The sequence below is a fragment of the Rathayibacter sp. VKM Ac-2856 genome (assembly GCF_013205055.1).
Lineage (GTDB): Bacteria > Actinomycetota > Actinomycetes > Actinomycetales > Microbacteriaceae > Rathayibacter.
The window spans coordinates 82772-109507 of record NZ_JABMLF010000003.1 but is presented as its reverse complement, the minus strand read 5'-3'; the positions used below and the strand labels follow the sequence as shown (position 1 = coordinate 109507).

Sequence of the window (26736 nt, the reverse complement as noted above, 5' to 3'; positions counted from 1 at the left end):
CCGGTGCGCGCGGCGGTCAGGCCGCGGCGCGCGAGCGGGCGAGGTCGCGGAAGAGCGCGGTGGTGAGCCGGTAGGCCTCCGCCACCTCCGCGATGACGCGGTCGCGCTCGTCGTCGTCCCAGCCGGCCGCGTCGAGCTGCTCGCGGTAGACCGCGCGGAACGCCGAGGGCGTCGCGATCTCGCCGTAGAGGTAGAAGCCCACGCCGTTGGTCTCGAAGCCGAAGCGCCGCTGCAGCAGGGCGCGGACGATCGAGCAGCCGGACAGGTCGCCGAGGTAGCGCGTGTAGTGGTGCGCGACGAAGCCGCCGCTCCAGCCGCTCGCCACCGTGCGGATCCGCTCGACGTAGGCCGCGGTGGAGGGGAGCGGGCTGATCCGCGAGCGCCAGTCCTCGCCGACGAGGAAGCGGAGATCCTCAGCGATCGCGGGCAGGCGGGTGAGCTTGGGCGAGATGAACGGGGCGGCGACCGGGTCGCCGACCATCGACTCCGCGACGGCCTCGAGCGCCTCGTAGACGAAGTAGTGCTGGGCGATCATCGCGACGTAGTCGTCGCGGCTGCCGGAGCCGGTCATCAGCGCGGTCATGAAGGCCGAGACCTCGTCGTCGCCGCCGGACCCGCCGATCCGCGCGCGGAGGGCCTGGGAGAACGGGACGACGTTCGAGAGGGTCGAGGCGGTCGGTCCGGTCGAGGCGTTCGGCACGGTGGCCTCCTTCGGCTTCTTAGGCTGCCCTTACCGTAGCCGAGAGGCCGCGTCGTCGCCAGAGTGCGGCGCGAGGAGACGGGTCAGTGCCCGTGCCCGCCGTCGCGGACGGTCGTCATCATGCCGCCCATGTCGTGCGTGCCCTCGGACGACGCCGACAGCGCGGGAGTGGCGAGGGCCGAGACGAGCAGCGCGCCGGCGAAGAGGCCGAGCACGGCACGCGGGGCGGAGACGGGTCGCTCCGCGTCGTCGCGCTGCGAGCGGAGGGTCGCGGCGACGACGGCGGCGGCGACGAGCTGCAGAGCGCCCGCCGCGAGGGCCGGCAGCGGATCGCGCAGCAGTCCGGCGGCGATCGCGAGGACGAAGCCGGCGACCGTGGCCCCGGTGACGCCGAGGGCGATGCGGGGGACGAGGATCCGGCCGCGCGCGAGGACGAGGACGCCCCAGGCGAGCTCGGCGACGCCGAGAGCGGCGATCGGGATCGTCGCGGCGTTCAGCTCACCAGCGGCGAGCGAGAGGTGCACGAGACCGGCACCCAGTCCTGCGAAGGCGGCGTTGCCGCGGGCCACGGTGCTCATCCCGGTCTCCGTTCTCGTCACTGCGCCGCTCTCGCGGTCGCGCTGTTCTCGTCACCGAGGTCTCCCGCCGATGCAGGAGGGGCACCCCGGTGAAGAGGGAAGGCCCCGGATCGACACACCGCATCGTGTCGTCCGGGGCCGTTCAGTCCGTCCGCCGCGGAAAACGGCGGGCCCACGGCGGACGGAGCATGGGGGGAGCGGCCGGAGCCGCTCCGGGTCAGGCGGTCGCGGTGCGCGCCCGGGTGCCCTTGTCGGCGGTGAGCCCGACTCCGAGGAGGACGAGCGCGCTGGCGAGGTGCAGGAAGTGGTCGGCAGTGTTCAGCGCGAGCACGTTGAGGGCGGTGTCGACCAGGAAGAACCCGACGATGCCGAGGAGCAGGTAGACCGCTCCGACGGTGACGTTGACGGACTTGGCCGCCGGGACCGTGGAGAGACCGGCGATGAGCAGGGCCCCGCCGATCAGGAGATGGGCGATGTTGTGCAGCGGATTGACCTCGAAGATGCCGAGGAGCAGACCGCCCTCCGTCGCGAGGAACTGGACGCCGCCGGTGACGACGAAGCCGAGCAGTCCGACGACGACGTAGACCGCGCCGAAGAGCGTGGCGAGCAGTCGGTTCGGTGAAGTGCGCATGATCCTTGATCTCCCTTCGAGCAGCGTCTGATCGCCGCCTGTCCTCTCTTCGTAGCAGCCGCTCAGACGGTTTGGAAAAGGGGTGGCCGGATCGAGGAGCGCGTGCTCGCCGGGTCACGGTCGGGACACGAAACCCCTCGGAGGGGGCACCCGCCGCCCGGCCCGCCGGAGCGCGCCCGTACAGTGGAAGGGTTCCAGCAGGCGTCTTCGGGGGGAGTCGGACCGCATGATCGGTGGCCGCAGGTCGACCCGGGTCGGCGCTCTCGCCGTGCCCGCCCTCGTCCTCGCCCTCACCGGCTGCACCGGCGGTGTCCCGTCCGTCGTGCCCGCCGCGCCGTCCGATCCCGCGCCGGAGGACCTGGCCGTCGCCCTCTCCGCTCTCCTCGCCGAGGCGCAGGACGCGGCGGGATCCTCGGGAGCGGTCGCGGGCGTCTGGTCGCCGTGGGCCGGCGGCTGGGAGAGCGCGGTCGGCTCGATCGGCGACGCCGAGGCGACTCCGGTCACCACCGAGACGCAGGTGCGCCTCGGCACGGGCGGGACGCAGGCGATGACCTGCGACGTGGTGGTGGCGCTCGCCGAGGAGGGGACCGTCGACCTCGACGCCGACGTCGGCGAGACGCTCACCTCGCTGCCCGGCATCGACGGCACGACGCTGCGCCAGCTCTGCTCGCACACCTCGGGGCTCGCCGACTTCCGCTCGATCCTCTGGCCGACCGTCGTGCAGAACCCCTCCCGCGAGTGGCCGACGCTCGAGCTCATCTCGGCCGCCCAGGTGAGTGCGCCGATCGCCGAGCCGGGCGCCTCCTGGGCGGACTCGGCCACCGGTCCACTGCTCGCGGGCTTCGTCGCGTCGCAGGCGACGGGGCGCAGCATGCAGTCGCTCTACGACGAGTACGTCGTGCCGCGCTACGGCCTCACCAGCACCCGCCTCCCCGGCGACTCCGAGCTCGAGCTGCCCGCGCCGGCGATGCTCGGCTTCGCCGCGTCCCTCGACCCGCGCACGGGCGCCCTCCAGTGCGAGAACCGCCGCGACCTGTCGGCGGCGTCGCCGTCCTCGCTCGGTGCGGCCGGTGGGGCGGTCACCGATCTCGAGGACCTCCGCCGTCTCGCGCAAGGTCTCGCTGCCGAGCCCGCGGGCGAGGCGATGTGGACGGATCCGATCCCGCAGGGCCAGGGGCGCGCCGAGTGGCTCCGCGCCGGTCTCGGCGGCCACGAGGCCGGTCCGCTCCGCGGCTTCTCCGGAATCGCACCGGGCTTCCTCACCGCCGCCTACTCCGATCCCGCGTCCGGGCTGACGGTCGCGGTCGCCTTCAACGACTCCACCGCCGGGGACGGCTTCGCCGCGACGACGGCGCGCGCCCTCGCGGCGATCGCGGTCGAGCAGGGCGCGGCGAGCGGCGCCACCGGACTGCCGGAGCTGCCCTGGAACGCGGAGGGCGAGCGCTCCGCGGTGCAGGGCGCGCGACCCTGCTGAGCGGTCCTACCCTGGAGCCATGCCCATCACTCCCGACACCAAGGACTGGACCTGGGTGCTCGAGCGCCCCTGCCTCGAGTGCGGCTTCGACGCCTCGCTGGTCGAGTCCGACGCCGTCCCCGCTCTGATCCGCCAGAACGCGGCCGCCTGGCCGTACGTCCTCGAGCGCGACGGCGCCGCGGGGCGCCCCGACGACGAGACCTGGTCCCCGCTGGAGTACGCCGCCCACGTGCGCGACGTGCACCGGATCTACCGCCGGCGCCTCGGCCTGATGCTCGAGGGCGACGATCCGCTCTTCCCGAACTGGGACCAGGACGTGGCCGCGGTGGAGGAGCGCTACGACCAGCAGGATCCGGCGGTGGTCGGTCGCGAGCTCGTCGAGGAGGCGGCGCGGATCAGCGACGTCTTCGAGGGCGTCACCGGCCGTCAGTGGCAGCGGCCGGGCCGTCGCAGCGACGGCGCGTCCTTCACTGTCGAGACGATCGCGAAGTACTACCTGCACGACGTGCAGCACCACCTGCACGACGTGCAGGGCTGAGCCCGGACGTCGTCAGCAGTCGATCAGCTGCGGGTTGAGGAACGACAGCGTCCGCGCGTAGGCGAGGGCCGCGGCCGCCGGGCTCACCGACTCCCGCAGGGTGGCGTTCGCGAAGTGCCGCTGAGTGTCGGGATAGGTGTGCGCGGTGACGGGCGTGCCCGCCTCCTTCAGCCGCCCGACGAACGACTCGGGGTCGTCGCCCTCCGGCCACTCGTCGCTCTGCGCGTAGTGCAGCAGCGTCGGGCAGGGCACGAGCGCGTGCTCCTCGCGCCCGAGGGTCGCGTAGTAGGCGACGACCGCGTCGACGAGACCGGTCGCGGCGACGAGCAGGGCCAGCCGCCCGCCGAAGCCGAAGCCGATCAGGGCGGAGCGCTCCGCCCCGGCCGCCGCTCCGGTGCGCACCGCGTCGGCGACGGAGGCGAGCGCGCGGTCCTGCGCGGCCATCGCGGCGAGGTCCCGCGCGTCCTCCGGGGCGAGCGTGGCCCAGCCGTCGTAGAGGTCGGGGACGAGCACGTGGTAGCCGTGCTTGGACACCGCCTCGGCGAAGGGCTCGAGCCAGGGCAGCCGGCCGAACACGTCGTGCAGGATCACCACGACCGGGCGGCCGGGGTGCCCGTACTCGAGGGCGATGCCCGGAGACGGGATCTGCACGAGCTCGCTCACCCCTCCACCCTGCACCGTCGGGCGCCGCGATCGGCCTGCCGGCGCGGATCCGCTCGGCGTGTCGCGCCGATCCGCGTCACTCCCGGATCGAGAAGCCCTGCTGGGCGCCGTACTCCACCAGCTCCGCCTGCCAGTCGAGCAGTCCGTCCTGCAGCGTCGCCTCCCCGGTGTAGGCCCTGCCGACCGAGTCGTTGAAGACCCCGGAGGCGTAGACCTGGAACGGGAGGAAGCGGAAGTCCTCCGGGGCCCGCTCCGAGGCGGTGGCGTACTCCCGGTTGACCGCCTGCCCGCCGAAGTAGGCGTTCGGCTCGTCCAGGAAGCCCGGCTCCTCGGTCGCCGCCCGGTGCGCCGGCCACAGCCCGGAGTCGCGGATGACCTCGACGCCGTCGCCCGCGGTGGCGAAGGTCAGGAAGTCGACCGCGAGCTCCTTCCTCCCACTGCTCTCGAGCACCGAGAAGCCGCCGCCGCCGTGCTCCGCGGCGACGCTCGCGCCGGGCTCCCACTGCGGCAGCTGCGCCACGCGCCAGTCGCCGGCGGAGTCGGGGGCGGTCCGGGCGAGGACCGCGGCCATCCAGCTGCCGGCGGGCAGCGTCGCGATCCTGTCCTCCACCAGCATCCTCCGCCACTCGTCGCTCCAGTCGGGGACCGGGGCGAGCAGGTCGTCGTCGAGCAGCCGCTGCCAGGTGTCCGCGTACCGCGCGGTCCCCGCGTCGGTGAGATCGATCCCGATCTCCGAGCCGCTCACGGCGAAGGGCCTGCCGCCGGCCTGCTGGATCAGGCTCGCGGCGAGGCCGGCGTTCCCGGTGTCGTTGAGGATGTGCACCTCCGGGTCCGCGGCGTGCAGATGCTCGGCCGCGCTCACGTACTCGTCCCAGGTGGTGGGCACCGGCACGCCGAGCCTCTCGAAGAGGGCCGCGTTGTAGAACATCACCATCGGCCCCGAGGCCCACGGCAGCCCGTAGACCGTGCCGTCGACCTGCGACGCCGACCACGGTCCGGGCGCGAACCCGTCGGCGAGAGCGGCGGCGCCGAGCGGACCGAGGTCGGCGAGGGCTCCGGAGAGGGCGAACTGCGGGAGCGCGGTGTGGTCGAGGAAGACGGCGTCCGGCGTCCCGGACCCGGCCGCGAGGACGTTCTGCAGGACGGTGTACTGCTCGGCCCCCGTGCCGACGTCGACGACGTCGATCTCGACCCCCGGGTGCTCCTGCTCGTAGCGCTCGGCGACCTGCGGGAGCTCGTCGTCCCAGGTCCAGACGAGCAGCCGGTCGTCCTCGGCGGCGGCCGCGCCGGTGCAGCCCGGCAGCGCGAGCGCGGTGGCGGCGAGGGCGAGCGCCGCGGCGAATCGGGGGAGGCGGCGAGGAGTCACGGTGGTCCTGTCGTCGAGCACGCCGCAGCCCGGGCGGGGGCGGCCGCCGCCGATCATACGAGGATCCGGGCGTCCGTGGTTGCCTTACCATTCGGACATGTCCTCCGAGCCCGGGCCCGACCCCCTCCCCCCGCCCGACTTCCTCGAGGACGTCCTGGACGAGCTGCGGCGCAGGAGGAGCCACTATGGAGACATGACCGAAGCCCCCCGCCGCCCCTCCCTGGCGGACGTGGCGCGCCTGGCCGGAGTGGCCCCCGTCACCGCCTCGCGCGTCGCGAACGGACAGACCAACGTCGTTCCCGCGACACGACAGCTCGTGCTCGACGCCATGCGCACCCTCGGCTACCGGCCGAACAGCGCGGCCCGCGCCCTCAAGAGCGGCTCGTTCCGCACCATCGGCGTCGCCGTCTTCAGCCTCGACACCCTCGGGATGATGCGGACGGTGGACTCGATCGCCGCCGCCGCGGCGGCGGCGGGCTATGCGATCACCCTCGTCCCGGTCTCCGCGGCCAGCCAGACCGGGCTGAACGGCGCCTTCACCCGGTTCGGCGAGCTCGCGGTGGACGGCCTCATCGTCGTCGTCGAGACGCACCTGCGCGACACCGACCGGCTGACCCTCCCCAGCATCCCGCGCGTGCTCGTCAACGCGGCCGCCGGAGCCTCCTCGCCCGTGGTCGACGCGGACCAGGCGGGCGGCGTCCGCGCCGCGGTGGAGCACCTGCTGGGGCTGGGGCACCGCACCGTGCACCACATCGCCGGACCGCGGGGCTCGTTCGCGGCCGAGCGCCGCGAGGCGGCCTGGCGGGAGGCGCTCGTCGCGGCCGGCGCTCCCGTTCCCCCCGTCCGCTACGGCAACTGGCTCTCCGACGGCGGGTACCTGCAGGGCGCCGCGCTGGCCGAGAGCGGCGACTGCACCGCCGTGCTCGTCTCGAGCGATGAGGCCGCGCTGGGCGTCTACCGGGCCTTCGCGGAGCACGGACTGCGGATCCCCGAGGACGTCAGCGTCGTCGGCTTCAACGACATCCCCGAGGCGCAGGACTACTCGCCGCCGCTCACGACGGTCCGCCAGGACTACCGGGCGGTCGGCGTGCGGTGCGTCGAGCTGCTGCTCGAGCAGCTCGCCGACGGGGTCAGCGACGAGCCCGTGACCGAGCTGGTGCCCACGACCCTGATCGTCCGGGCCAGCACCGCCCCGCCGGCGACCCGCTAGCCGTGCCGGACCTCGGGCGGGTCGTCGCCGAGCTGGAGCGGGCCTGGCCCGGGAACCGTGCGGTGAACCTCGTCTTCCACGGCCACAGCGTCCCCGCCGGCTACGCCGCGACCCCGGTGGTCGACCGCCGCTCCGCCTACCCCCAGGTCGTGGCCGCCCGGCTGGCCGAGCTCCGTCCCCGCGCCGTGCTCAACGCGATCGTCACCGCCGTCGGCGGCGAGCACTCGGAGGCGGGCGCGGGCCGGATCGTCGAGGTCCTGGGGCACCGCCCCGATGTCGTCCTGATCGACTACGCCCTGAACGACCGGGTGATCGGACTCGAGCGGGCGCGCCGCGCCTGGGAGTCGATGATCGCCGCGGTGCTCGGAGCGGGCGCGGTCCCTGTGCTGATCACCCCGTCGCCCGACCTGACGGCGGACCTCGCCGATCCGGAGGACCCCCTCGCGCAGCACGCCGAGCAGATCCGCGAGCTCGCCGCGCGGCAGGTCCTGCCGCTGGCGGACCCGTTCCGGGTCTTCCGCCGGCTGCACGCGGAGGGCTACTCCTTGGCGGAGCTGATGGCGCAGCCGAACCACCCGAACGGGCGCGGGCACGCGATCATCGCGGCGGAGATCCTCGAGCTGTTCGCCGCGGCGCACGAATGACACCGGCGATCAGCGAGCGGTGACCAGAAGGGCGAGTGGAGCGAGTGACGGGAATCGAACCCGCGCCATCTGCTTGGGAAGCAGAAGTTCTACCATTGAACTACACTCGCGCGGCGCCGCTCGGGCGCACCAGGACATGCTAGCAAGCCCCGCACCCTAGGATCGCCTCGTGCTGCTCTCCGATCGCGACATCAAGCTCGAACTGTCCTCCGGCCGCGTCGGACTGACTCCGCACGATCCGGCGATGATCCAGCCCTCCTCGGTCGACGTGCGCCTCGACCGCTTCTTCCGGCTGTTCGACAACCACCGCTACCCGTACATCGATCCGGCCGAGGACCAGCCCGAGCTGACGCGGCTCGTCGAGACCCCGGCGGGCGAGGCGTTCATCCTGCACCCCGGCGAGTTCGTCCTCGGATCGACCTACGAGGAGGTGGCGCTGCCCGACGACATCGCCGCCCGGCTCGAGGGCAAGAGCTCGCTCGGGCGACTGGGGCTGCTCACCCACTCCACGGCGGGCTTCATCGATCCGGGCTTCACCGGGCACGTCACGCTCGAGCTGAGCAACGTCGCCACCCTGCCGATCATGCTGTGGCCCGGGATGAAGATCGGCCAGATGTGCTTCTTCCGGCTCAGCTCGCCGGCCGAGCAGCCCTACGGCTCGGCCGCCTACCTCTCCCGCTACCAGGGCCAGCGCGGCCCGACGGCCTCCCGCTCCGCCCTGAACTTCCACCGCACCGACGTCTACACCGACTGACCCCTCCCGCGAGATGCCACTTGTGCACGCGACACGCCGTGTCGGGCGTGCACAAGTGGCATCTCGCGGAGGGCGCGGGAGCGCGAGCAGGCGCAGCGCGTCAGCCGAGGAGGCGGGGGAGCTGGAGGACGAGCCAGGGGGAGAAGGCCCACGGGGTCGCGCGGACGGCGGCCAGCGTCGCCTCGGGGTCGACCCACTCGACGTCCATGACCTCGTCGGCGCGCGGGTCGAGCGCGTCGCGGCTCGAGACCGTCGCGGTGTAGACCGGGCAGATCTCGTTCTCGACGATGCCGGAGGCGTCCACCGCGCGGTAGCGGAAGTCGGGCAGCGCCACCTCGAGCGTCTCGAGCCGGGCGCCCAGCTCGCGCTCGGCGCGGCGCACCACCGCGTCCTCGATCCGCTCGCCGGGAGCGGGGTGGCCGCAGAACGAGTTGGTCCAGACGCCGGGCCAGGTGCGCTTGCCGAGCGCGCGGCGGGTCACCAGCAGCGCGCCGTCGGGCGCGAAGACGTGGCAGGAGAACGCGAGGTGCAGGCGGGTGTCCGTGTCGTGCACGGTCGCCTTGTCGGCCACGCCGACGGCCGTCCCCGACTCATCGAGCAGGACGACCTCCTCGAGGAGATCCAGCTGCTCGAGCTCGTCGGTGCGCACGGCGATTCCTTCCGAAGTCATGACCGTAAGTCAAGCACGACCGCGGAACTCAGCCGGCTTATTGCTAGAGAAGCGAGTTTGTTAGCCTCGACCCCGTGGATACGCGCGACCCCGTGGTTCTCTCCCGAAGGCGGCAGGAGCACGTCGATGCTGTCCTGGACCGGTTCTTCTCGCTCGCGCGCTCGCGGGCGACGCGGCTCGGGCCCCGGTACCTCACCCTCTGGCAGACCATCGAGGCCAACACCCGCGGGGGCAAGCGCTTCCGCCCGCTGATGGTGATCTCGGCCTACGAGGCGCACGGCGGCCTCGACCCGGAGGCGTCCGCCCACCTCGGCGCGGCCTTCGAGCTGCTGCACACGGCGCTGATCGTGCACGACGACGTGATCGACCGCGACTTCGTCCGCCGCGGCGGCCCGAACGTCTCGGGCAGCTACCGCGACGAGGCGACGACGGCCGGCCTCTCGATCCCGATCGCCGAGCACCGCGGCACCTCGGTCGCCGTCATCGCGGGCGACCTCGCGCTCACCGGCGCGCACCGCCTGATCGAGGGCGTCGGCGCGGCGGACGGCGTCCGCGCGCGCCTGCTCACCCTGCTCGACGAGGCCGTCTTCGCCTCCGCCGCGGGCGAGCTGGCCGACGTCGACTTCTCGCTGATGCCCGGCATGCCCTCGGTCGACGAGGTGCTCGAGATGGAGCGGCTGAAGACCGCCGTCTACTCGTTCGAGGCGCCGCTGCAGGCCGGGGCGATCCTGGCCGGCGCGGACGACGCGGCGGTGGAGGCCCTCGGCGAGTTCGGCCGCGGCATCGGCATCGCGTACCAGATCGTCGACGACCTCCTCGGCGTCTTCGGCACCGAGGGGCAGACCGGCAAGACCACGCTGGGCGACCTCCGCGAGGGCAAGCGCACGGTCCTGATCGCCCACGCCGCGGGGACCGACCGCTGGCGCGAGATCGAGGGGCTGATCGGCGACGAGCACCTCGACCCCGAGACGGCGGAGCGGGTGCGCTGCATCCTCGAGGAGTGCGGCTCGCGCGGCTACGCGGAGGCGCTCGCGAGCGACTTCGCCAACCGGGCCTGGGACGCTCTGCACACCCCCGCGGTGACCGAGGCGTTCCGCACCGAGATGCGTCCCCTGGTCGCCAGCGTCCTCGGGCGCACCCGATGACCGCGCACTCGCCGATCGGCCGCGACGCGCGGATCGCCGCCACGATGACGGTCGCCGCCCGATCGAGCCGTACGGTGGCACGATGAGCCGCCAGAGCGAACTGTACGACCGCGTCGCCCACGAGGCGTCCGCGCAGGTGATCCGGCGCTACTCCACCTCCTTCGGCCTGGCCACGCGCCTGCTCGGCGCGGGCGTGCGGGAGCGCGTCGAGGACGTCTACGCGCTGGTGCGCGTCGCCGACGAGATCGTGGACGGGGTCGCCGTGGAGGCGCACCTCGACCGCGCCGCTGTGGAGGAGTCGCTCGACGCCTTCGAGGCCGAGACCGAGCGGGCGCTCGCCACCGGCTACAGCGCCAACCTCGTCATCCACGCCTTCGCGCGCACCGCGCGGGCGACCGGCTTCGGCACCGAGCTCACCGCGCCGTTCTTCGCGTCGATGCGTGCCGATCTGCGCGAGACGGTGCACACCCCCGAGTCCTTCGAGAGCTACGTCTACGGCTCGGCCGAGGTCGTCGGGCTGATGTGCCTGCACGTCTTCCTGGCCGCGCCCGACGCGGGGCTCGTCTCGGCCGCCGCGCGCGAGCGCCTCGTCGCCGGTGCCCGGCGCCTCGGATCGGCCTTCCAGAAGGTCAACTTCCTCCGCGACCTCGCCGCCGACGTCGACGGCCTGGGGCGCAGCTACTTCCCCGGCGTCGACCCGCGCGCGTTCTCCGAGCGCGACAAGGCGGCGCTGCTCGCCGACCTCGACGACGACCTCGCCGCCGCCGGTGCGATCGTGCCCGAGCTGCCGCGCTCGAGCCGCCGCGCCGTGCTGCTCGCGCACTCCCTCTTCGCCGCCCTCGCGGACCGGATCCGGGCGACCCCGGCCGAGGAGCTCCTCCGGGCCCGGGTCAGCGTGCCGACCGCGACGAAGGCGGCGCTCGCCGCCCGGGCCGCGGTCTCGACGATCGGTCCGCGCCTGGGCGCCGGTCCCGCGCGCGCCTCGCGCTCGGCGAGCGGTCCGCACCGCGCCGTCGTGATCGGCGGCGGCATCGGCGGTCTCGCCTCCGCCGCCCTCCTCGCCCGCGACGGCTGGGACGTCACGCTGCTCGAGCAGCGCGAGGTCGTCGGCGGCCGCGCCGGCTCCTGGGAGCGCGACGGGTTCCGCTTCGACACCGGTCCCTCCTGGTACCTGATGCCCGAGGTGTTCGACCACTTCTTCCGCCTGATGGGCACGAGCGCCGCCGAGCGCCTCGACCTCAAGCGCCTGGACCCGGGCTACCGGGTCTACAGCCAGGGCGTCGACGAGCCGATCGACGTGCTCGCCGACCTCGAGTCGAACCTCGCGCTGTTCGAGAGCATCGAGCCCGGTGCCGGCGACCGGATGCGGGTCTACCTCGAGTCGGCGCGCGACACCTACGAGGTCGCGAAGCGCCGCTTCCTCTACACGAGCTTCGCGTCCTTCCTGCCGCTGCTGCGGCGCGACGTGCTCAGCCGCACCGGCCGCCTCGGCCGCCTCCTGCTCACCCCGCTCGACACGTTCGCCGCGACCGCGGTCACCGACAACCGGCTCCGGCAGATCCTGGGCTACCCGGCCGTCTTCCTCGGCTCCTCGCCGTTCGCCGCGCCGAGCATGTACCACCTGATGAGCCACCTCGACCTGGCCGACGGCGTGCTCTACCCGATAGGCGGCTTCACCCGCCTGATCGCGGCGGTCGCCGAGGTGGCGGAGGAGGCGGGCGTCACCGTCCGCACCTCCTCGCCCGCGACGCGCATCCTCACGACCCGCGCTCCGCGCAGCAGCCGCCGCGGCGCCGAGGTCGTCGGCGTCGAGTACGAGGGCCCCGACGGCGTGCACCGCCTCCCCGCCGAGCTCGTCGTCAACGCCTCCGACCTCTTCACCACCGAGCAGTCGCTGCTGCCGGACGAGCTCCGCAGCTACCCGCCGGAGTACTGGGAGAACCGCGAGCCCGGCCCGAGCGCCGTGCTGGTGCTGCTGGGCGTGCGCGGCGAGCTGCCGCAGCTCGAGCACCACACGCTCCTGTTCACGACCGACTGGCGCGAGAACTTCGGCCGGATCTTCGGCGAGAACCCCTCCGTCCCGGATCCGGCGTCGATCTACGTCTGCCGCCCGAGCGCGACCGACCCCGACGTCGCTCCCGAGGGCCACGAGAACCTCTTCGTCCTCGTCCCGATCCCGGCCGACACCTCCATCGGCCACGGCGGAGTCGACGGCGCGGGCGACGCGCAGGTCGAGGCGATCGCGGACGCCGCGATCCGCCAGATCGCGACCTGGACCGGTGCCGAGGACCTCGCCGAGCGCGTCGTCGTCCGCCGGACCATCGGCCCGGCCGACTTCGAGAGCGACCTCGGAGCCTGGCGCGGCTCGATGCTCGGGCCGGCGCACATCCTCTCGCAGAGTGCGTTCTTCCGCTCCGGCAACGCGAGCGCCCACGTCGACGGCCTGCTCTTCGCGGGCAGCTCGACGATCCCGGGCATCGGCCTGCCGATGTGCGTGATCAGCGCCGAGGTCATGCTCAAGCGCGTGCGCGGCGACGTGTCGACCGAGCCGCTGCCGGTGCGCGACGCCCCGTCGGCGCCGGTCGCGCCGAGCGTCGCTCCCGAGCCGAGCCTCGCGGCCGCGGGGGAGTAGCGCGTGGGGGTCCTCTACCTGCTCGCGCTCGTCGTCTCGATCTCCGGGATGGTCGTGCTCGACAGGCGCTTCGGCCTGTTCTTCTGGGCGGACGCCCGCCGGGCGGCGATCGTGCTGCCGGCGGGCGTCGCGTTCTTCCTGCTGTGGGACCTCGCCGGCATCGGCCTCGGCGTCTTCTTCCGCGGCGAGACCCCGTACATGACCGGGCTGCAGATCGCGCCGGAGCTGCCGATCGAGGAGGTCCTCTTCCTCACGCTGCTCTGCTACCTGAGCATGAATGTGCACGGCTTCCTGGCGAAGCGGGCGGAGGCGCGCGCGTGACCTACCTGCTCCTCAACACGGTCTTCCTCGCGGTCGTCGCGGTGCTGCTGGTGCTGGCGCTGCGCCGCCGCCGGCTCCGGCTCCCCGCGCTGCTCGGCACCCTCGCCGTGCTCCTGGTGATGACGGCGGTGTTCGACAACATCATGATCGGGGTCGGACTCCTCGTCGCCTACGACGACGACCTGATCTCGGGCATCCGGATCGGCGTCGCGCCGATCGAGGACTTCGCCTACGCGATCGCCGCCGCGCTCGCCCTTCCCGCGCTCTGGGCCCTCCTGCCCGCGCGCCGCCCGAGCGCCTCGTGAAGCGCCTGCGCGCGCTGTTCGTCTCGAGCCGCCCGCTGAGCTGGGTGAACACCGCCTACCCGTTCGCCGCGGCCTACCTGCTGACCACCCGCGAGATCGACCTCGCCTTCGTGCTCGGCACCCTCTACTTCCTGATCCCCTACAACCTCGCGATGTACGGGATCAACGACGTCTTCGACTACGAGTCCGACCTGCGGAATCCGCGGAAGGGCGGCGTCGAGGGAGCGGTCCTGGACCGGAGCGAGCACCGCGCGACGCTGATCGCCGCCGTCGCGACCAACGTCCCGTTCCTGATCGCGCTCGTCCTGCTCGGCTCGCCGCTGTCCTGGCTGGTGCTGGCGATCAGCGTCTTCGCCGTCATCGCCTACAGCGCGCCCGGGCTGCGCTTCAAGGAGCGGCCGTTCGTCGACTCGCTCACCTCGGCGACCCACTTCGTCAGCCCGGCGGTCTACGGCATCGCGCTCGCGGGCACGGCGCTCACGCCGGGGCTGTGGGCGCTCCTGGTCGCGTTCTTCCTCTGGGGGGTCGCCAGCCACGCCTTCGGGGCGGTGCAGGACATCCTGGCCGACCGGGCGGGCGGCATCGGCTCGATCGCCACGGTGATCGGAGCGCGGGCGACCACGCGCTTCGCGATCGCCGCCTACGTCGCGAGCGGGCTGCTCCTTCTCCTGCTGCCCTGGCCGGGGACGCTCGCCGCGGTGCTGGCGATCCCGTACGCCGTCAGCATCTGGCCGTACCGCTCGCTGACCGACGAGCAGGCCGAGCGCGCGAACGCCGGGTGGAGGCGGTTCCTGGGGCTCAACTTCCTCACCGGGTTCCTGGTGACGCTGCTGCTGATCCTCTTCTGGGTCGCGACCTGATCGCGGCCGGCGACCCCGCGGCCCGCTAGCCGCCCGTCGTGCCCCGGGCGCCGCGCGCCGCCGCCGGGCTCCGCACCGGCAGCAGCAGGGCGAGCCCCGCGGCGAGCACGACGACGAGGCCGAGGATGCCCCAGTACTGCACGTCGGCCTCGCCGCCGCCGGAGAGGCTCGCGGCGATCGACACCGCGGTCGCGAACGCGGCGGGGGCGAGGAAGGACGCCGCGCGCCCGGTCGTCGCGTAGAGGCCGAAGATCTCGCCCTCGCGGCCCTCGGGGATCAGCCGGGAGAGATAGCTGCGGCTGGCCGACTGCGCGGGACCGACGAAGAGGCAGAGCAGCAGTCCGAAGATCCAGAACGCGGTCGGCCCGGCGTCGTGCAGGACGAAGACGGCGCCGCCGCAGACGATGAGGCCGATCAGCGAGGCAACGATGACCGCCTTCGGGCCGATCCGGTCGTCGAGGGCGCCGACCGCGATCGTCGCGACGCCGGCGACGATGTTCGCGGCGATGGCGAAGAGGATGACCTGCCCCGCGCTGAAGCCGAAGGTACCCTGCGCCAGGACGCCGCCGAAGGTGAAGACGCCGGTCAGGCCGTCGCGGAAGACGGCGCTCGCGAGCAGGAAGGCGAGCGTGGTGGGGCTCTCGCGCCGCAGCGCCCCGATCTGGCGCAGGAGCGCGCGGTAGGAGGCGAGAACGCTCACCCGCTCGCCGTGCTCGGCGCTCCCGGGCAGCTCGGGGACGGCGAAGAGCACGGGCAGGGCGAAGACGGCGAACCAGACCCCGGCCAGCAGGATCGAGACGCGGACGTCGAGGCCGTCCTCTCCGGTCACGCCGAAGAGCCCCACCTCGGGCGAGATGAAGCCGAAGTAGAGGATCAGCAGGAGGGCGATGCCGCCGACGTAGCCCATGCCCCAGCCGAAGCCGGAGACGCGGCCGACGCTCGCGCGGGTGGAGACCTGGCTGAGCATCGCGTTGTAGTTGACGCTCGCGAACTCGAAGAAGACCGTGCCGACCGCGAGCAGCCCGAGGCCGAGCCACAGGTACGCCGGGTCGGGGCGGACGAGGAACATCAGCAGGATGCAGGCCACCACCACCGCGGAGTGCAGGCCGAGCCAGCGGCGGCGGCGCCCGCCCCGATCGGCGCGGCGGCCGGTCACCGGCGCGATCAGCGCGACGACCACGCCCGCGCCCGCCAGCGTCCAGCCCAGTGCCGCCGAGACGCCGCTCGGCGTGCCGAAGAGACCGTCGGTGGTGAGGTAGACGGTGAAGACGAAGGTCGTCACGACGGCGTTGAAGGCGGCGCTGCCCCAGTCCCACAGCCCCCAGGCGAGGACGGGCCAGCGGCTGGTTCGAGGCAGGGCGGGGGCGGTCATGCACTCACCGTAGGGGGATCGGGGAAACGGCAGGTAGCGTGGCGGCCCGTGCAGCCTGAGAGTTGAGCCGGGTCGACTCAGGTTTGCGGTCCCGGACTTGACTCACCGGGGCGGATGCGTAAACTTGAGCGTGCGGGGCTCAACTCCCGCACTCGACTTTCCCGCAGAAGATCCACCAGTGAGGGACGGCCCGACGGCCGTCCACGAAGGAGAAACACGCATATGTCCCGTGCCGTAGGCATCGACCTGGGAACCACCAACTCGGTCGTGGCCGTCCTCGAAGGTGGCGAGCCCACCGTCATCGCCAACGCCGAGGGCTTCCGCACCACCCCGTCCGTCGTCGCGTTCACCAAGGACGGCGAGGTGCTCGTCGGCGAGACCGCGAAGCGCCAGGCCGTGACGAACGTCGACCGCACCCTCGCCTCCGTCAAGCGCCACATGGGCACCGACTGGACCTTCGGCGTCGAGGACAAGAAGTACACGCCGCAGGAGATCTCGGCGCGCATCCTCGGCAAGCTCAAGCGCGACGCGGAGCAGTACCTGGGCGAGAAGGTGACCGACGCGGTCATCACCGTCCCGGCCTACTTCAACGACGCCGAGCGCCAGGCCACGAAGGACGCCGGTGAGATCGCCGGCCTCAACGTCCTCCGCATCATCAACGAGCCCACCGCCGCGGCGCTCGCCTACGGCCTCGACAAGGGCAAGGAGGACGAGCTCATCCTCGTCTTCGACCTCGGTGGCGGAACCTTCGACGTCTCCCTCCTCGAGGTGGGCAAGGACGACGACTTCTCCACGATCCAGGTCCGCGCGACCTCGGGTGACAACCGCCTCGGCGGCGACGACTGGGACCAGCGCGTCGTCGACTACCTGGTCAAGCGCTTCAAGGACTCGACCGGCGTCGACGTCTCGAAGGACAAGATCGCGCGCCAGCGCCTCAAGGAGGCGGCGGAGCAGGCCAAGAAGGAGCTCTCCTCGAGCACCTCGACCAGCATCCAGCTGCCCTACCTCTCGCTCACCGAGAACGGCCCCGCGAACCTCGACGAGACGCTCACCCGCGCCAAGTTCGAGGAGCTCACGAACGACCTGATCGAGCGCACCCGCAAGCCGTTCACCGACGTCATCGCGGAGGCCGGGGTCAAGGTCGACGACATCGCGCACGTCGTCCTCGTCGGCGGCTCGACCCGCATGCCGGCCGTGGCCGAGCTCGTGAAGAAGCTCACCGGCGGCAAGGAGCCCAACAAGGGCGTCAACCCGGACGAGGTCGTCGCCGTCGGCGCCGCCCTGCAGGCCGGCGTCCTCAAGGGCGAGCGCAAGGACGTCCTCCTCATCGACGTCACCCCGCTCTCGCTCGGCATCGAGACCAAGGGAGGGATCATGACCAAGCTCATCGAGCGCAACACGGCCATCCCCACCAAGCGGTCCGAGACCTTCACCACGGCCGACGACAACCAGCCGTCCGTCGCGATCCAGGTGTTCCAGGGCGAGCGCGAGTTCACCCGCGACAACAAGAACCTCGGCACCTTCGAGCTGACCGGCATCGCGCCGGCGCCCCGCGGGATCCCGCAGGTCGAGGTCACCTTCGACATCGACGCCAACGGCATCGTGCACGTGTCCGCGAAGGACAAGGGCACCGGCAAGGAGCAGTCGATGACGATCACCGGCGGCTCGTCCCTGCCGAAGGACGACATCGACCGCATGGTGCGCGAGGCCGAGGAGCACGCCTCCGAGGACAAGGCGCGCCGCGAGGCCGCCGAGGTCCGCAACAACGCCGAGACCCTCGCCTACTCGATCGACAAGCTGATCAAGGAGAACGAGGACAAGCTGCCCGAGGACGTGAAGGTCGAGGTCCAGGGCGACGTCGACGCGCTGAAGACCGCGCTCGCCGGAGACGACGACGCGGCCGTCAAGACCGCGTTCGACGCCCTCAACGCCTCGCAGACCAAGATCGGGCAGGCCATCTACTCGCAGGACCAGGCCGCGCAGAGCGCTCCGCAGGACGCGCCGGCCGAGGACGAGAAGAAGGACGACGAGGACATCGTCGACGCCGAGGTCATCGACGAGGACGAGCCGAAGGACACGAAGTAACGATGGGGAAGCACAACCAGGAGCCCGCCGAGGGCGTTCCCGAGGACGAGCCGACCACCGGAGCCGAGGCGGCCGAGTCCGCGCAGGACACCGAGGGCCTGATCGAGGCCGAGGGCCCCGACGTCGAGACGACGCTCTCCGACGCCGACCTCTCGTTCCTCTCCGGTCAGTCCGACGGGGAGACCCTCGCGGCCGAGCGCCTCGCCGACCTCCAGCGGGTGACCGCGGAGTACGCGAACTACCGCAAGCGAACCGAGTCGAACCGCCAGGTCGACAAGGAGCGGGCGATCGGCGACGCGGTGAAGGTCATCCTCCCCGTGCTCGACGACATCGACCGCGCCGAGAAGCACGGCGATCTCGCCGAGGGCGGCCCGTTCACCGCCATCGCGCAGAAGCTGCGCGGCGGCATGGAGAAGCTGGGTCTGGTCAAGACGGGCGCCGTCGGCGACCTGTTCGACCCGAACATCCACGAGGCGATCTTCCAGCAGCCCACTCCCGGCGCCGAGACCTCCACGGTCGCGGACGTCGTCGAGTCGGGCTACTACCTCGGCGGCTCGCTGCTGCGCGCCGCCAAGGTGGTCGTCGCGGTCCCCGCCGACTGATCCACCTCCCGCACCACCGCGGAGCCTCCGCTCCCGACCAGGGGCCGTCCCGACCACGGGCGGCCCCTGCCGGGTGCTGAGGCCCGCACGCACCACGACACAGGAAGAGGCGCATGGCCAGCCAGGATTGGTTCGACAAGGACTTCTACAAAGTCCTCGGTGTCTCGAAGGACGTCTCCGCGGCGGACCTCAAGAAGACCTACCGCAAGCTCGCACGGCAGTTCCACCCCGACTCCAACCCGGGGGACGCGAAGGCCGAGGCGCGCTTCAAGGAGATCAGCGAGGCGTACACCGTCCTCTCCGACGCGGAGCACCGCAAGGAGTACGACCAGATCCGCGCGATGGGCTCGGGCGCCCGCTTCACCGCCGGCGGTCAGCCCGGCGGCTTCGACGACGTCTTCGGGAACGTCTTCAACCAGGGCGGCGGCGGACGCACGTCCTACAGCACCCAGCAGGGCCCGCCCGCCGGCTTCGAGGACATCCTCGGCGGCATGTTCGGCAACGCGGGCGGAGGCCGGTTCGGCCAGCCCAGCGGCGGATTCCGCGGCTTCGGCGGCCCGCAGAAGGGCGCCGACGTCACCGCCAGCACCACCATCGACTTCCGCACGGCGACCCAGGGGGACACCGTGCAGCTGCAGACCGGCGAGGGCCGCGCCCTCTCGGTCCGCATCCCGGCCGGCGTGTCCGACCAGCAGAAGATCCGCGTCCGCGGCAAGGGCCGCCCGAGCCCCGACGGCGGCGAGCCCGGCGATCTCGTGCTCACCGTCGCGGTGCGCAAGCACCCCGTGTTCGAGCGCGACGGCCTGAACCTGCGCGTCACCGTCCCCGTCACCTTCGTCGAGGCCGTCTTCGGCGCGACGATCGAGGTGCCGACCCTCGGCGGCGACCCGGTGAAGCTGCGCGTCGCCCCCGGCACCCCGAGCGGCCGCGTGCTGCGCGTGAAGGGCCGCGGCGTCGCCACGGGCAAGGGCACGGGCGACCTGCTCGCCGAGATCCAGGTCGCGGTGCCCGACCACCTGTCCGGCGCGGCGCGCGACGCGCTGGAGGCCTACGCGGCCGCCGAGCCGTCGGACAACCCGCGCGACGACATCCTGGAGAAGGCCCGCTACTAGCGCCCGGACCCTGCAGGGCCGGCCGGAGAGGAGAAGACGTGGACGAGAGCACCCCGGTGTTCGCGATCGCGGTCGCCGCCGAGCTGGCCGGCATGCACCCGCAGACCCTGCGCCAGTACGACCGGCTCGGCCTGGTGCGCCCCACCCGCACGGCGGGCAAGTCGCGCCGCTACTCGATGCGCGACGTCGTGCAGCTGCGCGAGGTCGCCCGGCTGTCCTCCGAGGGTGTCTCGCTGGAGGGCATCGCCCGCATCCTCCAGCTCGAGAACCAGGTCCTCTCGCTGTCCCAGCGGGTCCGCGAGCTCGAGTCCGCGCTCGCCGACGAGCTGCTCAACCGGCCCGGCCGCCGCGTGTTCGCCGCCGGCCTCGAGGGCGACGTCGTCACCCTCCGGCACGGCACCCGCGCGCAGCGGCGGACCGAGCTGGTCGTCTGGCGTCCCCTCCCGCGCTCGGGGGGCAGCGACGACATCGGCTCAGAACAGGACTAGCCTGACCAGGCGCTCGGAACGAACCGGGCGCTGAGGGAGCACCATGACTCAGGACGACCGCGGCAGCGACGCCGCGACGCCGGACTACAGCCGCGAGGACTACGCCATCCACGCCACCCGGAGCGAGCTGCCGCTCTTCTCGGAGGCCGTCGCGGATCGCCACGACGACTCCGGCTGGCTCTCCTCGCTCTCGAACGTGCTCGGCCGCACGCAGAAGGACGCCGCCGCGGCGGCCGCGCAGGCCGCTCTCGAGCGCCGGGCCAGCAGGACTGACGACGCCTGAGGCCAGGGGGCTGGGCGAGCACGTCAGCGGGGTCTCGATACGCCCCTGCGGGGCTACTCGACCAACATGCGCGGGGCTGCTCGACCAGCATGGGTCTCGGGGCGCGTCTGCTGAGTGCTCGATGAGCGAGCAGGGTGCGGCTACTTGCGGGCGGGGACGCGCAGGGCGGGGGCGCCGAGCGCCGCGCCGCCGAGACGGCCGCCGCTGAGGCGCTGCAGGATCGCGGAGCCGAAGGGCACCGCTCCGACGAGGCGGCGCGCGTCGACGTCCTCCTCGTCGGAGTAGCCGACCAGGACGTAGACGCCGACGACGACGATCGCGGCGATGGACGCGACGCGCGCGGGGATCTGATCGACCGCGCCACCGCTGCCGTCCACCGGCTCGGCGAGCGTGACGCACATCAGGAACACCGTCGCGTAGACCGCGAGGTGCCGGTGCGTGCTCTGCCAGGGACGCGACAGCGCCGCGATCGGCAGGATCCAGAGGGCGTACCAGGGGTGGATCGCGGTCGACGCGGTGACGAAGGCCAGCAGTGCGCCGGTGAGCCGGGCGAGGGGATCGATGGCGCGCCGCGAGAGCATCAGCGCCGCGGCGACCACGCCCGCGCCGAGCAGGGCCAGCATCTTGACCACGGCGATGGCCGCGGCCGGGTCGTGACCGACCGCCTGCACCGCGGTGGAGACCGCGACGACGACGGCCGACATCGGCGCGTACCAGTGCAGGATCGAGCCAGGGACGATCATCGCGCCGATCCAGCCCACGCCCACGCCCGCGGCGAGGCCGATCGCGACGACGACGGCCAGCGCGCCGGCTCCGCTCCAGGCCCACACCCGGATCCGCTGCCGCAGCGTCGCGTCGTGGCGGAGCCAGAGCAGGGCGAGCACCGGCAGGGCGAGGACCGCGACGGGCTTCACGGCGATCGCGGCGCCCATCAGCAGCACCGCCGCGACCCGGCGATCGGTGTGCCCGTAGTAGAGCGAGGCGAGGATCAGGGCGATCATCACCGAGTCGTTGTGCCCGGCGACGATGAAGAGGACGAGGGTCAGCGGGTTGGCGACGAGGCTCCACGCGGTGAGCGGGACCGACAGGCCGCGCAGGCGGGCCAGCCGGAGCGCGTAGACGGCGCTGACGGCGACTCCGGCGACCGAGAGCGCGCGGAGCATCGCGACGGAGAGCTCGGGGAAGGTCCAGCCCGCGACGTGCACGGCGGTCTGCTCGGCGAGCAGGTAGAGCGGGCCGTAGGGCGTCGGCGTGTCGGCCCAGCGCGGGTCGACGCCGAGCGCGTACCAGCCCGGCAGGGTGGCCACGCCGCTGACGTACGGGTCGACGCCGGCGGTCATCAGCCGCCCCTGCGCGACGTAGGAGAACATGTCGCGGCTGAACAGCGGCACGGTGAGCAGCAGGGGAGCGGCCCAGGCGAGCGCGGCGACGAGGATCGCGCGGACGGATCCCGGGCGGTCGTCGAGGGCGACCGCGCGCAGGCGCAGCCAGGCGACGAGGAGCAGCATGCCGCCGCCGATCACGGCGACCAGGCCGAGCTCTGTCGGGCCGGACGAGCCGCGCAGGGTGGCGATCAGCGGCCAGTCGCGGATCGGCGAGTCGAGCGGGAGGTAGCCGACGGACAGCGAGCCGGCGAGGATCGCGAGCGATCCGATCAGGCCGACGACGAGCGGCGCGACCGTCGAGAGGAGCGGCGCGCGCGTGCGCTCGTGCTGTGACCGGGCCTCGCCCGGTCGCCGCGTCGTCCCCCGAGTCACCATCCCGGCCACGCTAGAGGACCCGGATCGAAAAGCGGTGGACGGGCGGTGAACGGTTGACCAGTCGGCTCTCAGCCGTTAGCGGTGTCCGGCGCCGCCTCGGCGAAGCGGAGCTGGTTGCCGAACGGATCGATCAGCTCGAGCGCGAAGCCGAACGGCGTCCGCGTGATCCGCGGGTTGAGGTACGGGTACTCCTTGGAGTCGAGCTCGGCGTGCAGCTCGCGCACCCCGCGCAGGGCCACGTGCACCGCGGCTCCGGGGCTGCCGTCGCGGTGGTGCTCGCTGAGGTGCAGCCGCAGTCCGGACCGCGAGACCTGCAGGTAGAGCGGTGCGTCGCGGGAGGCGCGGTGCTCCCAGTCGACGGTGAAGCCGAGGTAGTCGACGTAGAACTCGCCCGCCTTGGCGACGGAGAAGATCCTCAGGATCGGCACCGCCGGCTCCAGCCGCACCGCTTCCAGGCGCGCAACGTCGCCTCCGGTCGGCTGGTCCCTGGCGCGTCGTCTCGTCTCCACGCCACGAGGCTAGCCGCCCGCGAGCGCGTGTCGCGGCGTGCGCTCAGTCGACGAGGTCCGTGCGATCAGTCGACGAGGTCGAGGGCGCGCAGCCGCGCGAGGGTGTCGACGCCGGCGGGCGGGCAGAGGTCGGCATCGGCGCCGGTGACCCAGTGCAGCGCGTCGATCTCGCTGCTCGCGCGCGGCTCGGCGGCGAGCTCCGCGGCGAACACGGTCATGTGCACCTCGCGCCCCTCCGGCTCGCCGTGCGCCTGCGTCCGCACGGTGAAGAGCTCGCGCAGGGCGGTCGGCGCGGTCCCGAGCTCCTCCTCCGCCTCCCTCGCCGCGGCCTGCGCGCCGGTCTCGCCCGGGTCGACCTTGCCGCCGGGGAGGTACAGGACGTCGCGTCCGCGGGCCGTCACCATCAGGACGCGCCGCTCGCGCAGGACGGCGACGGCGGAGACGACGAGGGGAGGCAGGCTGCTCATCCCGCCATCATGCCGCGGCGGCCGCTCCGGCCCGCGGCCGCCCCTCCGGCCCGCGGCCGCCCCTCCGGCCCGCGGCTACCATGGACGCACACCAGAAGGACGCGCGCAGCCGGCGCGCGCCAGGGCCCCGTGCGCCCGAACAGCTGAGGAGCTCCCCGTGGCAGAACCCACCACCCTCGACAAGGTCGTCACCCTCGCCCAGCACCGGGGGTTCGTCTTCCCCTCCGGTGAGATCTACGGGGGCACCCGCTCCGCCTGGGACTACGGCCCCCTCGGCGTCGAGCTCAAGGAGAACATCAAGCGCCAGTGGTGGAAGGCGTTCGTGCAGGGCCGCGGCGACGTGGTCGGCCTCGACTCCGCCGTCATCCTGCCGACCGCGATCTGGAGCGCCTCCGGTCACGTCGGCGTCTTCTCCGACCCGCTGACCGAGTCGCTGATCACGCACAAGCGCTACCGCGCCGACCACCTCTTCGAGAAGTACGAGGAGGACAACGGCCACGCGCCCGAGAACGGCCTCGCGGACATCCCGGACCCGGAGCACCCCGACAAGATCGGCCAGTGGACCGAGATCAAGCAGTTCTCCGGGCTGATGAAGACCTACCTCGGCGTCGTCGACGACGAGTCCGGTCTGCACTACCTCCGCCCCGAGACCGCGCAGGGCATCTTCACGAACTTCGCCAACGTGCTGCAGAGCGCGCGGAAGAAGCCGCCGTTCGGCATCGGCCAGATCGGCAAGGCGTTCCGCAACGAGATCACCCCCGGCAACTTCATCTTCCGCACCCGCGAGTTCGAGCAGATGGAGCTCGAGTTCTTCGTCGAGCCCGGCACGGACGAGGAGTGGCAGGAGACCTGGATGAAGCTGGCCTGGGACTGGTTCGTCGACCTGGGCATCTCGCCGGAGAACATCCGCCAGTTCGAGCACCCCAAGGACAAGCTCTCCCACTACTCCAAGCGCACCGTCGACATCGAGTACCGCTTCCGCTTCGCCTCGGGCGAGTGGGGCGAGCTGATGGGGGTCGCGAACCGCACCGACTTCGACCTCAAGACGCACATGGAGCACTCCGGCAAGGACCTCTCCTTCTTCGACCAGACGAAGAACGAGCGCTTCGTGCCGTTCGTGATCGAGCCGTCCTTCGGCCTGACCCGCGCGCTGATGGCCTTCCTCGTCGACGCCTACGAGGAGCAGGAGCTGCCGCCGAACGCCAAGGGCAAGGTCGAGACGCGCACCGTGCTGCACCTCGACCCGCGCCTCGCGCCGGTGAAGGTCGCCGTCCTGCCGCTCTCGCGCAACGAGGCGCTGTCGCCGCTCGCTCGCGAGGTCGCCGACCGCCTCCGCGCGCTCTGGAACGTCGACTTCGACGACTCCGGCGCGATCGGCCGCCGCTACCGCCGCCAGGACGAGATCGGCACGCCGTACTGCGTCACCATCGACTTCGACTCGCTCGAGGACCACGCCGTGACCGTCCGCGACCGCGACACCATGAAGCAGGAGCGCATCCCGCTCGACCAGCTCGAGACGCACCTCTTCTCCGGCCTGCGCGGAGCCTGACCCTTCTCGCGAGATGCCACTTGTGCACGCTTTCCACGGCGTGTCGCGCTCACAAGTGGCATCTCGCGGAGGGCGTCAGCGCTCGCGGGCGAGGAGGGCGTAGACGAGGGTCGAGGTCCACTCGCCCTTGCAGTGCTCGTCCTCGAGGTGGTGCGCCTCGAGGCGCATGCCGAGGCGCTCGCAGAGCCGGGCCGAGGCGGTGTTGCGCGCGTCCAGCTGCGCGACGACGCGGTGCGCACCGAGCCGGTCGAACGCGAGGTCGAGCAGGGCCCGGGCGGCCTCGGTCGCGTAGCCGACGCCTTGCGCCTCCGGATGCAGCACCCAGCCGATCTCGACGCCCGCCTGCTCGACGGAGGAGGCGATGAGGGTCAGATCGCCGACGACGTGCCCGGCGAAGGGTCCCGAGCGGGGCACGATCGCGAGCACGACGACGTCGCCGTCGGCCGCGAGCCGGTCGGACGGGAGCCGGACGGCCAGGTGCGCCCGCGACTGCTCGGGCGTCCGCACCGGCCAGCGGAGGTAGCGGACCGCCTCCGGATCGCCCTGGTAGCGGGCGTGGTCGTCGGCGTCGTCGAGGGTGAGCGGACGCAGCACGAGCCGCTCCGTCCCGATCGGCTCCGCCGAGTAGGGGAGCCGGAGCGGGGTCATGCGGAGGCGGCGGTGCCGTCGGCGTCGAGCGGGCGGGTCGCCGCGCGCTCGGCCGGCACCTCGATGCCGAAGAGCGCCTCGAGACCGGTGAGGTACGCCTCCTGCTCGCCGGCGCGGGCGTAGTCGCGCGCCCGGACGCTCGGGGTGTGCAGCAGCACGCCGGCGAGGTGCCGCAGCGCCTGCTCGGTGCGGCCGTCCTCGTCGCCGCGCGAGCGGGCGCGCTCGATCTCGGCGTCGAGGGCGTCGAAGACGTGGGTGCGGAGGGCGACCACCGCGGGGGTGAGGCTCTTCTCGTCGGCGACGTCGGAGAACTTGCGGGCCGCCTTGTCGACCAGGGCGCGCGCCTGGGTGGACGCGTCGAGCACGTCGAGCGGGGCGTGCAGGCTGATCGTCTCGAGGTCGAGCAGCTCGACGCCGGTGACGGTCGTGACGTCGGCGGCGACGTTGCGGGGGAGGCCGAGGTCGATGACGAGCTGGCGCTCGCGGGAGAAGCCGCGCAGGCGCCCCTCGCTCAGGATCGCGGCGTCGAGGACCGGCTCCTGGGTGGTGGTGCAGGTGATCACGACGTCGGCGGCGACGGCCTCGACGGCGAGCTCGGCACCGTCGATCGGGCGCAGTGCGCGGCGGGCGGCGAAGCCCTCCGCGCGACCGGAGGGGGAGTGCACGGCGATCTCGAGCACACCGCGATCGCGGAGCGCCGCGACGGTGGCGCGGGCGTAGCTGCCGGTGCCGATCAGCAGCACCCGGGCGGCGCGCCAGTCGGTGATGCGGCTGGAGGCGAGGTCGAGGGCGAGGCGGACGATCGAGCGGCCGGCGCTGCCGAGGCCGGTGCGGTTCTTGATCCCGCGCGAGGTCTGCGAGGCGCGCTGGAAGAGGCGCTCGAGCTCGGAGGAGGTGGTGCCCAGGCGGCGCGCCTCCTCGAGCGAGCGGCGGACCTGCCCGGCGATCTCGCCCTCGCCGACGACGACGGACTCGAGCCCGCTGGAGACGGCGAAGAGGTGCTCGGCGACGCGGTCGCCCGAGACGACGCTCACGGAGCTGCGCAGCTCCTCCTGCTCGACCCCGGTCGCGGCGCTCACGGCGGCGGTGGCGGCCTCGACGGCCACGGCCTGGGCGGCGGTGAGCGGCTCGTCGATGTCGAGGTAGGCCTCGAAGCGGTTGCAGGTCGCGACGACGACGGCCCCCGAGACGAAGTCGATGCCGTCCGACAGGGCGGACGCCACGGCGGAGGAGTCGACGGAGAGCTTCTCGAGGAGATCGAAGCTGGCGTTCTTGTGCGACGCCGTCAGACACAGAAGCACCAGGGCAGTCTACCCGCGGTGCCCGGGAGTCGGCCGCGGTCCTCGGGAAGACTGCACGGATGCGCCGGG

At 72.7% G+C, this 26736-nt stretch carries 28 protein-coding genes and 1 tRNA gene; 16 read left to right on the top strand and 13 right to left on the bottom strand.

Features of this window, described 5'->3' with window-relative positions:
• Positions 1-16: 16 nt before the first annotated feature.
• The 3 genes from HQQ82_RS11035 to HQQ82_RS11025 form a co-directional block, all read right to left on the bottom strand.
• Positions 17-700, bottom strand: coding sequence for a biliverdin-producing heme oxygenase (locus HQQ82_RS11035; protein WP_173233128.1), 684 nt, complete (start codon positions 698-700; stop codon positions 17-19).
• Between the two features lie 83 nt (positions 701-783).
• On the bottom strand, positions 784-1278 hold the full coding sequence (locus HQQ82_RS11030; protein ID WP_173233127.1) for a hypothetical protein: 495 nt from the start codon (positions 1276-1278) through the stop codon (positions 784-786).
• A 217-nt stretch (positions 1279-1495) separates the two neighbouring features.
• Positions 1496-1909, bottom strand: coding sequence for a DUF4383 domain-containing protein (locus HQQ82_RS11025; protein ID WP_173233126.1), 414 nt, complete (start codon positions 1907-1909; stop codon positions 1496-1498).
• Positions 1910-2177: 268 nt separating this feature from the next.
• Between HQQ82_RS11025 and HQQ82_RS11020 the strand changes: the two genes are divergently transcribed.
• Positions 2178-3383: a serine hydrolase domain-containing protein gene (locus HQQ82_RS11020; RefSeq protein WP_173233125.1), complete on the top strand. Its 1206-nt coding sequence runs from the start codon at positions 2178-2180 to the stop codon at positions 3381-3383.
• A 19-nt stretch (positions 3384-3402) separates the two neighbouring features.
• Positions 3403-3921, top strand: coding sequence for a DinB family protein (locus HQQ82_RS11015; protein ID WP_173233124.1), 519 nt, complete (start codon positions 3403-3405; stop codon positions 3919-3921).
• Between the two features lie 12 nt (positions 3922-3933).
• Here the strand turns inward: HQQ82_RS11015 and HQQ82_RS11010 are convergent, their stop codons facing one another.
• Positions 3934-4584 carry a dienelactone hydrolase family protein gene (locus tag HQQ82_RS11010; RefSeq protein ID WP_173233123.1) on the bottom strand — a complete coding sequence of 217 codons (651 nt, stop codon included), beginning with the start codon at positions 4582-4584 and terminating at the stop codon, positions 3934-3936.
• A 76-nt stretch (positions 4585-4660) separates the two neighbouring features.
• A complete protein-coding gene (locus HQQ82_RS11005; protein WP_173233122.1) occupies positions 4661-5950 on the bottom strand; it encodes an extracellular solute-binding protein in 1290 nt (429 codons plus the stop codon).
• A gap of 193 nt (positions 5951-6143) precedes the next feature.
• Here HQQ82_RS11005 and HQQ82_RS11000 point away from each other — a divergent pair, with 193 nt between their 5' ends.
• Positions 6144-7160 (top strand): LacI family DNA-binding transcriptional regulator, encoded by a 1017-nt coding sequence (locus HQQ82_RS11000; protein ID WP_173233121.1) that lies wholly within the window; start codon positions 6144-6146, stop codon positions 7158-7160.
• A gap of 2 nt (positions 7161-7162) precedes the next feature.
• A complete protein-coding gene (locus tag HQQ82_RS10995) occupies positions 7163-7804 on the top strand; it encodes an SGNH/GDSL hydrolase family protein (protein ID WP_173233119.1) in 642 nt (213 codons plus the stop codon).
• Positions 7805-7840: 36 nt separating this feature from the next.
• On the opposite strand, the gene HQQ82_RS10990 is transcribed toward HQQ82_RS10995, so the two are convergent.
• A tRNA-Gly gene (locus HQQ82_RS10990) sits at positions 7841-7914 on the bottom strand.
• A 59-nt stretch (positions 7915-7973) separates the two neighbouring features.
• Here HQQ82_RS10990 and dcd point away from each other — a divergent pair.
• A complete protein-coding gene (dcd, locus tag HQQ82_RS10985; protein ID WP_173233117.1) occupies positions 7974-8558 on the top strand; it encodes a dCTP deaminase in 585 nt (194 codons plus the stop codon).
• A gap of 100 nt (positions 8559-8658) precedes the next feature.
• Here dcd and idi read toward each other — a convergent pair whose 3' ends face one another.
• Complete coding sequence (idi, locus tag HQQ82_RS10980; RefSeq protein ID WP_173233115.1) at positions 8659-9228, bottom strand: isopentenyl-diphosphate Delta-isomerase; 570 nt, start codon at positions 9226-9228, stop codon at positions 8659-8661.
• A gap of 92 nt (positions 9229-9320) precedes the next feature.
• On the opposite strand from idi, the gene HQQ82_RS10975 reads away from it, so the two are divergent.
• From HQQ82_RS10975 to HQQ82_RS10955, 5 genes are all read left to right on the top strand, one after another.
• Positions 9321-10373, top strand: a complete 1053-nt coding sequence (locus tag HQQ82_RS10975; RefSeq protein WP_173233114.1) for a polyprenyl synthetase family protein — start codon at positions 9321-9323, stop codon at positions 10371-10373.
• An 82-nt stretch (positions 10374-10455) separates the two neighbouring features.
• Positions 10456-13005, top strand: a complete 2550-nt coding sequence (gene crtI / locus HQQ82_RS10970; protein WP_173233113.1) for a phytoene desaturase family protein — start codon at positions 10456-10458, stop codon at positions 13003-13005.
• 3 nt (positions 13006-13008) lie between these two features.
• Entirely contained in the window at positions 13009-13326 is a 318-nt protein-coding gene (locus tag HQQ82_RS10965; RefSeq protein WP_173233112.1) for a lycopene cyclase domain-containing protein, read from the top strand.
• A complete protein-coding gene (locus HQQ82_RS10960) occupies positions 13323-13631 on the top strand; it encodes a lycopene cyclase domain-containing protein (RefSeq protein ID WP_173233111.1) in 309 nt (102 codons plus the stop codon). Before HQQ82_RS10965 ends, HQQ82_RS10960 begins: the two co-directional genes overlap by 4 nt.
• A complete protein-coding gene (locus HQQ82_RS10955) occupies positions 13628-14491 on the top strand; it encodes a prenyltransferase (protein ID WP_173233110.1) in 864 nt (287 codons plus the stop codon). Before HQQ82_RS10960 ends, HQQ82_RS10955 begins: the two co-directional genes overlap by 4 nt.
• 25 nt (positions 14492-14516) lie before the next feature.
• Here HQQ82_RS10955 and HQQ82_RS10950 read toward each other — a convergent pair whose 3' ends face one another.
• A complete protein-coding gene (locus HQQ82_RS10950) occupies positions 14517-15863 on the bottom strand; it encodes an MFS transporter (RefSeq protein ID WP_173233109.1) in 1347 nt (448 codons plus the stop codon).
• Between the two features lie 222 nt (positions 15864-16085).
• Between HQQ82_RS10950 and dnaK the strand changes: the two genes are divergently transcribed.
• The 5 genes from dnaK (at position 16086) to HQQ82_RS10925 (ending at position 20433) form a co-directional block, all read left to right on the top strand.
• Positions 16086-17948 (top strand): molecular chaperone DnaK, encoded by a 1863-nt coding sequence (dnaK, locus tag HQQ82_RS10945; RefSeq protein WP_173233108.1) that lies wholly within the window; start codon positions 16086-16088, stop codon positions 17946-17948.
• A 2-nt stretch (positions 17949-17950) separates the two neighbouring features.
• A complete protein-coding gene (locus HQQ82_RS10940) occupies positions 17951-18550 on the top strand; it encodes a nucleotide exchange factor GrpE (RefSeq protein ID WP_173233107.1) in 600 nt (199 codons plus the stop codon).
• Positions 18551-18663: 113 nt separating this feature from the next.
• Positions 18664-19662 (top strand): DnaJ C-terminal domain-containing protein, encoded by a 999-nt coding sequence (locus HQQ82_RS10935; RefSeq protein WP_173233106.1) that lies wholly within the window; start codon positions 18664-18666, stop codon positions 19660-19662.
• Between the two features lie 38 nt (positions 19663-19700).
• On the top strand, positions 19701-20150 hold the full coding sequence (locus HQQ82_RS10930) for a MerR family transcriptional regulator (protein ID WP_173233105.1): 450 nt from the start codon (positions 19701-19703) through the stop codon (positions 20148-20150).
• A 43-nt stretch (positions 20151-20193) separates the two neighbouring features.
• The gene (locus HQQ82_RS10925) at positions 20194-20433 is read left to right on the top strand and encodes a hypothetical protein (RefSeq protein WP_173233104.1); all 240 of its coding nucleotides are present in this window, start codon (positions 20194-20196) and stop codon (positions 20431-20433) included.
• A 140-nt stretch (positions 20434-20573) separates the two neighbouring features.
• Here HQQ82_RS10925 and mptB read toward each other — a convergent pair whose 3' ends face one another.
• From mptB to HQQ82_RS10910, 3 genes are all read right to left on the bottom strand, one after another.
• The gene (mptB, locus tag HQQ82_RS10920) at positions 20574-22193 is read right to left on the bottom strand and encodes a polyprenol phosphomannose-dependent alpha 1,6 mannosyltransferase MptB (protein ID WP_173233103.1); all 1620 of its coding nucleotides are present in this window, start codon (positions 22191-22193) and stop codon (positions 20574-20576) included.
• A gap of 68 nt (positions 22194-22261) precedes the next feature.
• Positions 22262-22639 carry a VOC family protein gene (locus tag HQQ82_RS10915; protein ID WP_173233826.1) on the bottom strand — a complete coding sequence of 126 codons (378 nt, stop codon included), beginning with the start codon at positions 22637-22639 and terminating at the stop codon, positions 22262-22264.
• 128 nt (positions 22640-22767) lie between these two features.
• The gene (locus HQQ82_RS10910; protein ID WP_173233102.1) at positions 22768-23169 is read right to left on the bottom strand and encodes an NUDIX domain-containing protein; all 402 of its coding nucleotides are present in this window, start codon (positions 23167-23169) and stop codon (positions 22768-22770) included.
• A 157-nt stretch (positions 23170-23326) separates the two neighbouring features.
• Between HQQ82_RS10910 and HQQ82_RS10905 the strand changes: the two genes are divergently transcribed.
• The gene (locus HQQ82_RS10905; protein ID WP_173233101.1) at positions 23327-24718 is read left to right on the top strand and encodes a glycine--tRNA ligase; all 1392 of its coding nucleotides are present in this window, start codon (positions 23327-23329) and stop codon (positions 24716-24718) included.
• Positions 24719-24793: 75 nt separating this feature from the next.
• Here the strand turns inward: HQQ82_RS10905 and HQQ82_RS10900 are convergent, their stop codons facing one another.
• Both HQQ82_RS10900 and HQQ82_RS10895 read right to left on the bottom strand, forming a co-directional pair.
• Positions 24794-25366, bottom strand: a complete 573-nt coding sequence (locus tag HQQ82_RS10900) for a GNAT family N-acetyltransferase (protein ID WP_173233100.1) — start codon at positions 25364-25366, stop codon at positions 24794-24796.
• On the bottom strand, positions 25363-26667 hold the full coding sequence (locus HQQ82_RS10895) for a glutamyl-tRNA reductase (RefSeq protein WP_173233099.1): 1305 nt from the start codon (positions 26665-26667) through the stop codon (positions 25363-25365). The genes HQQ82_RS10900 and HQQ82_RS10895 overlap by 4 nt, the downstream gene beginning before the upstream one ends.
• Positions 26668-26736: the final 69 nt, after the last annotated feature.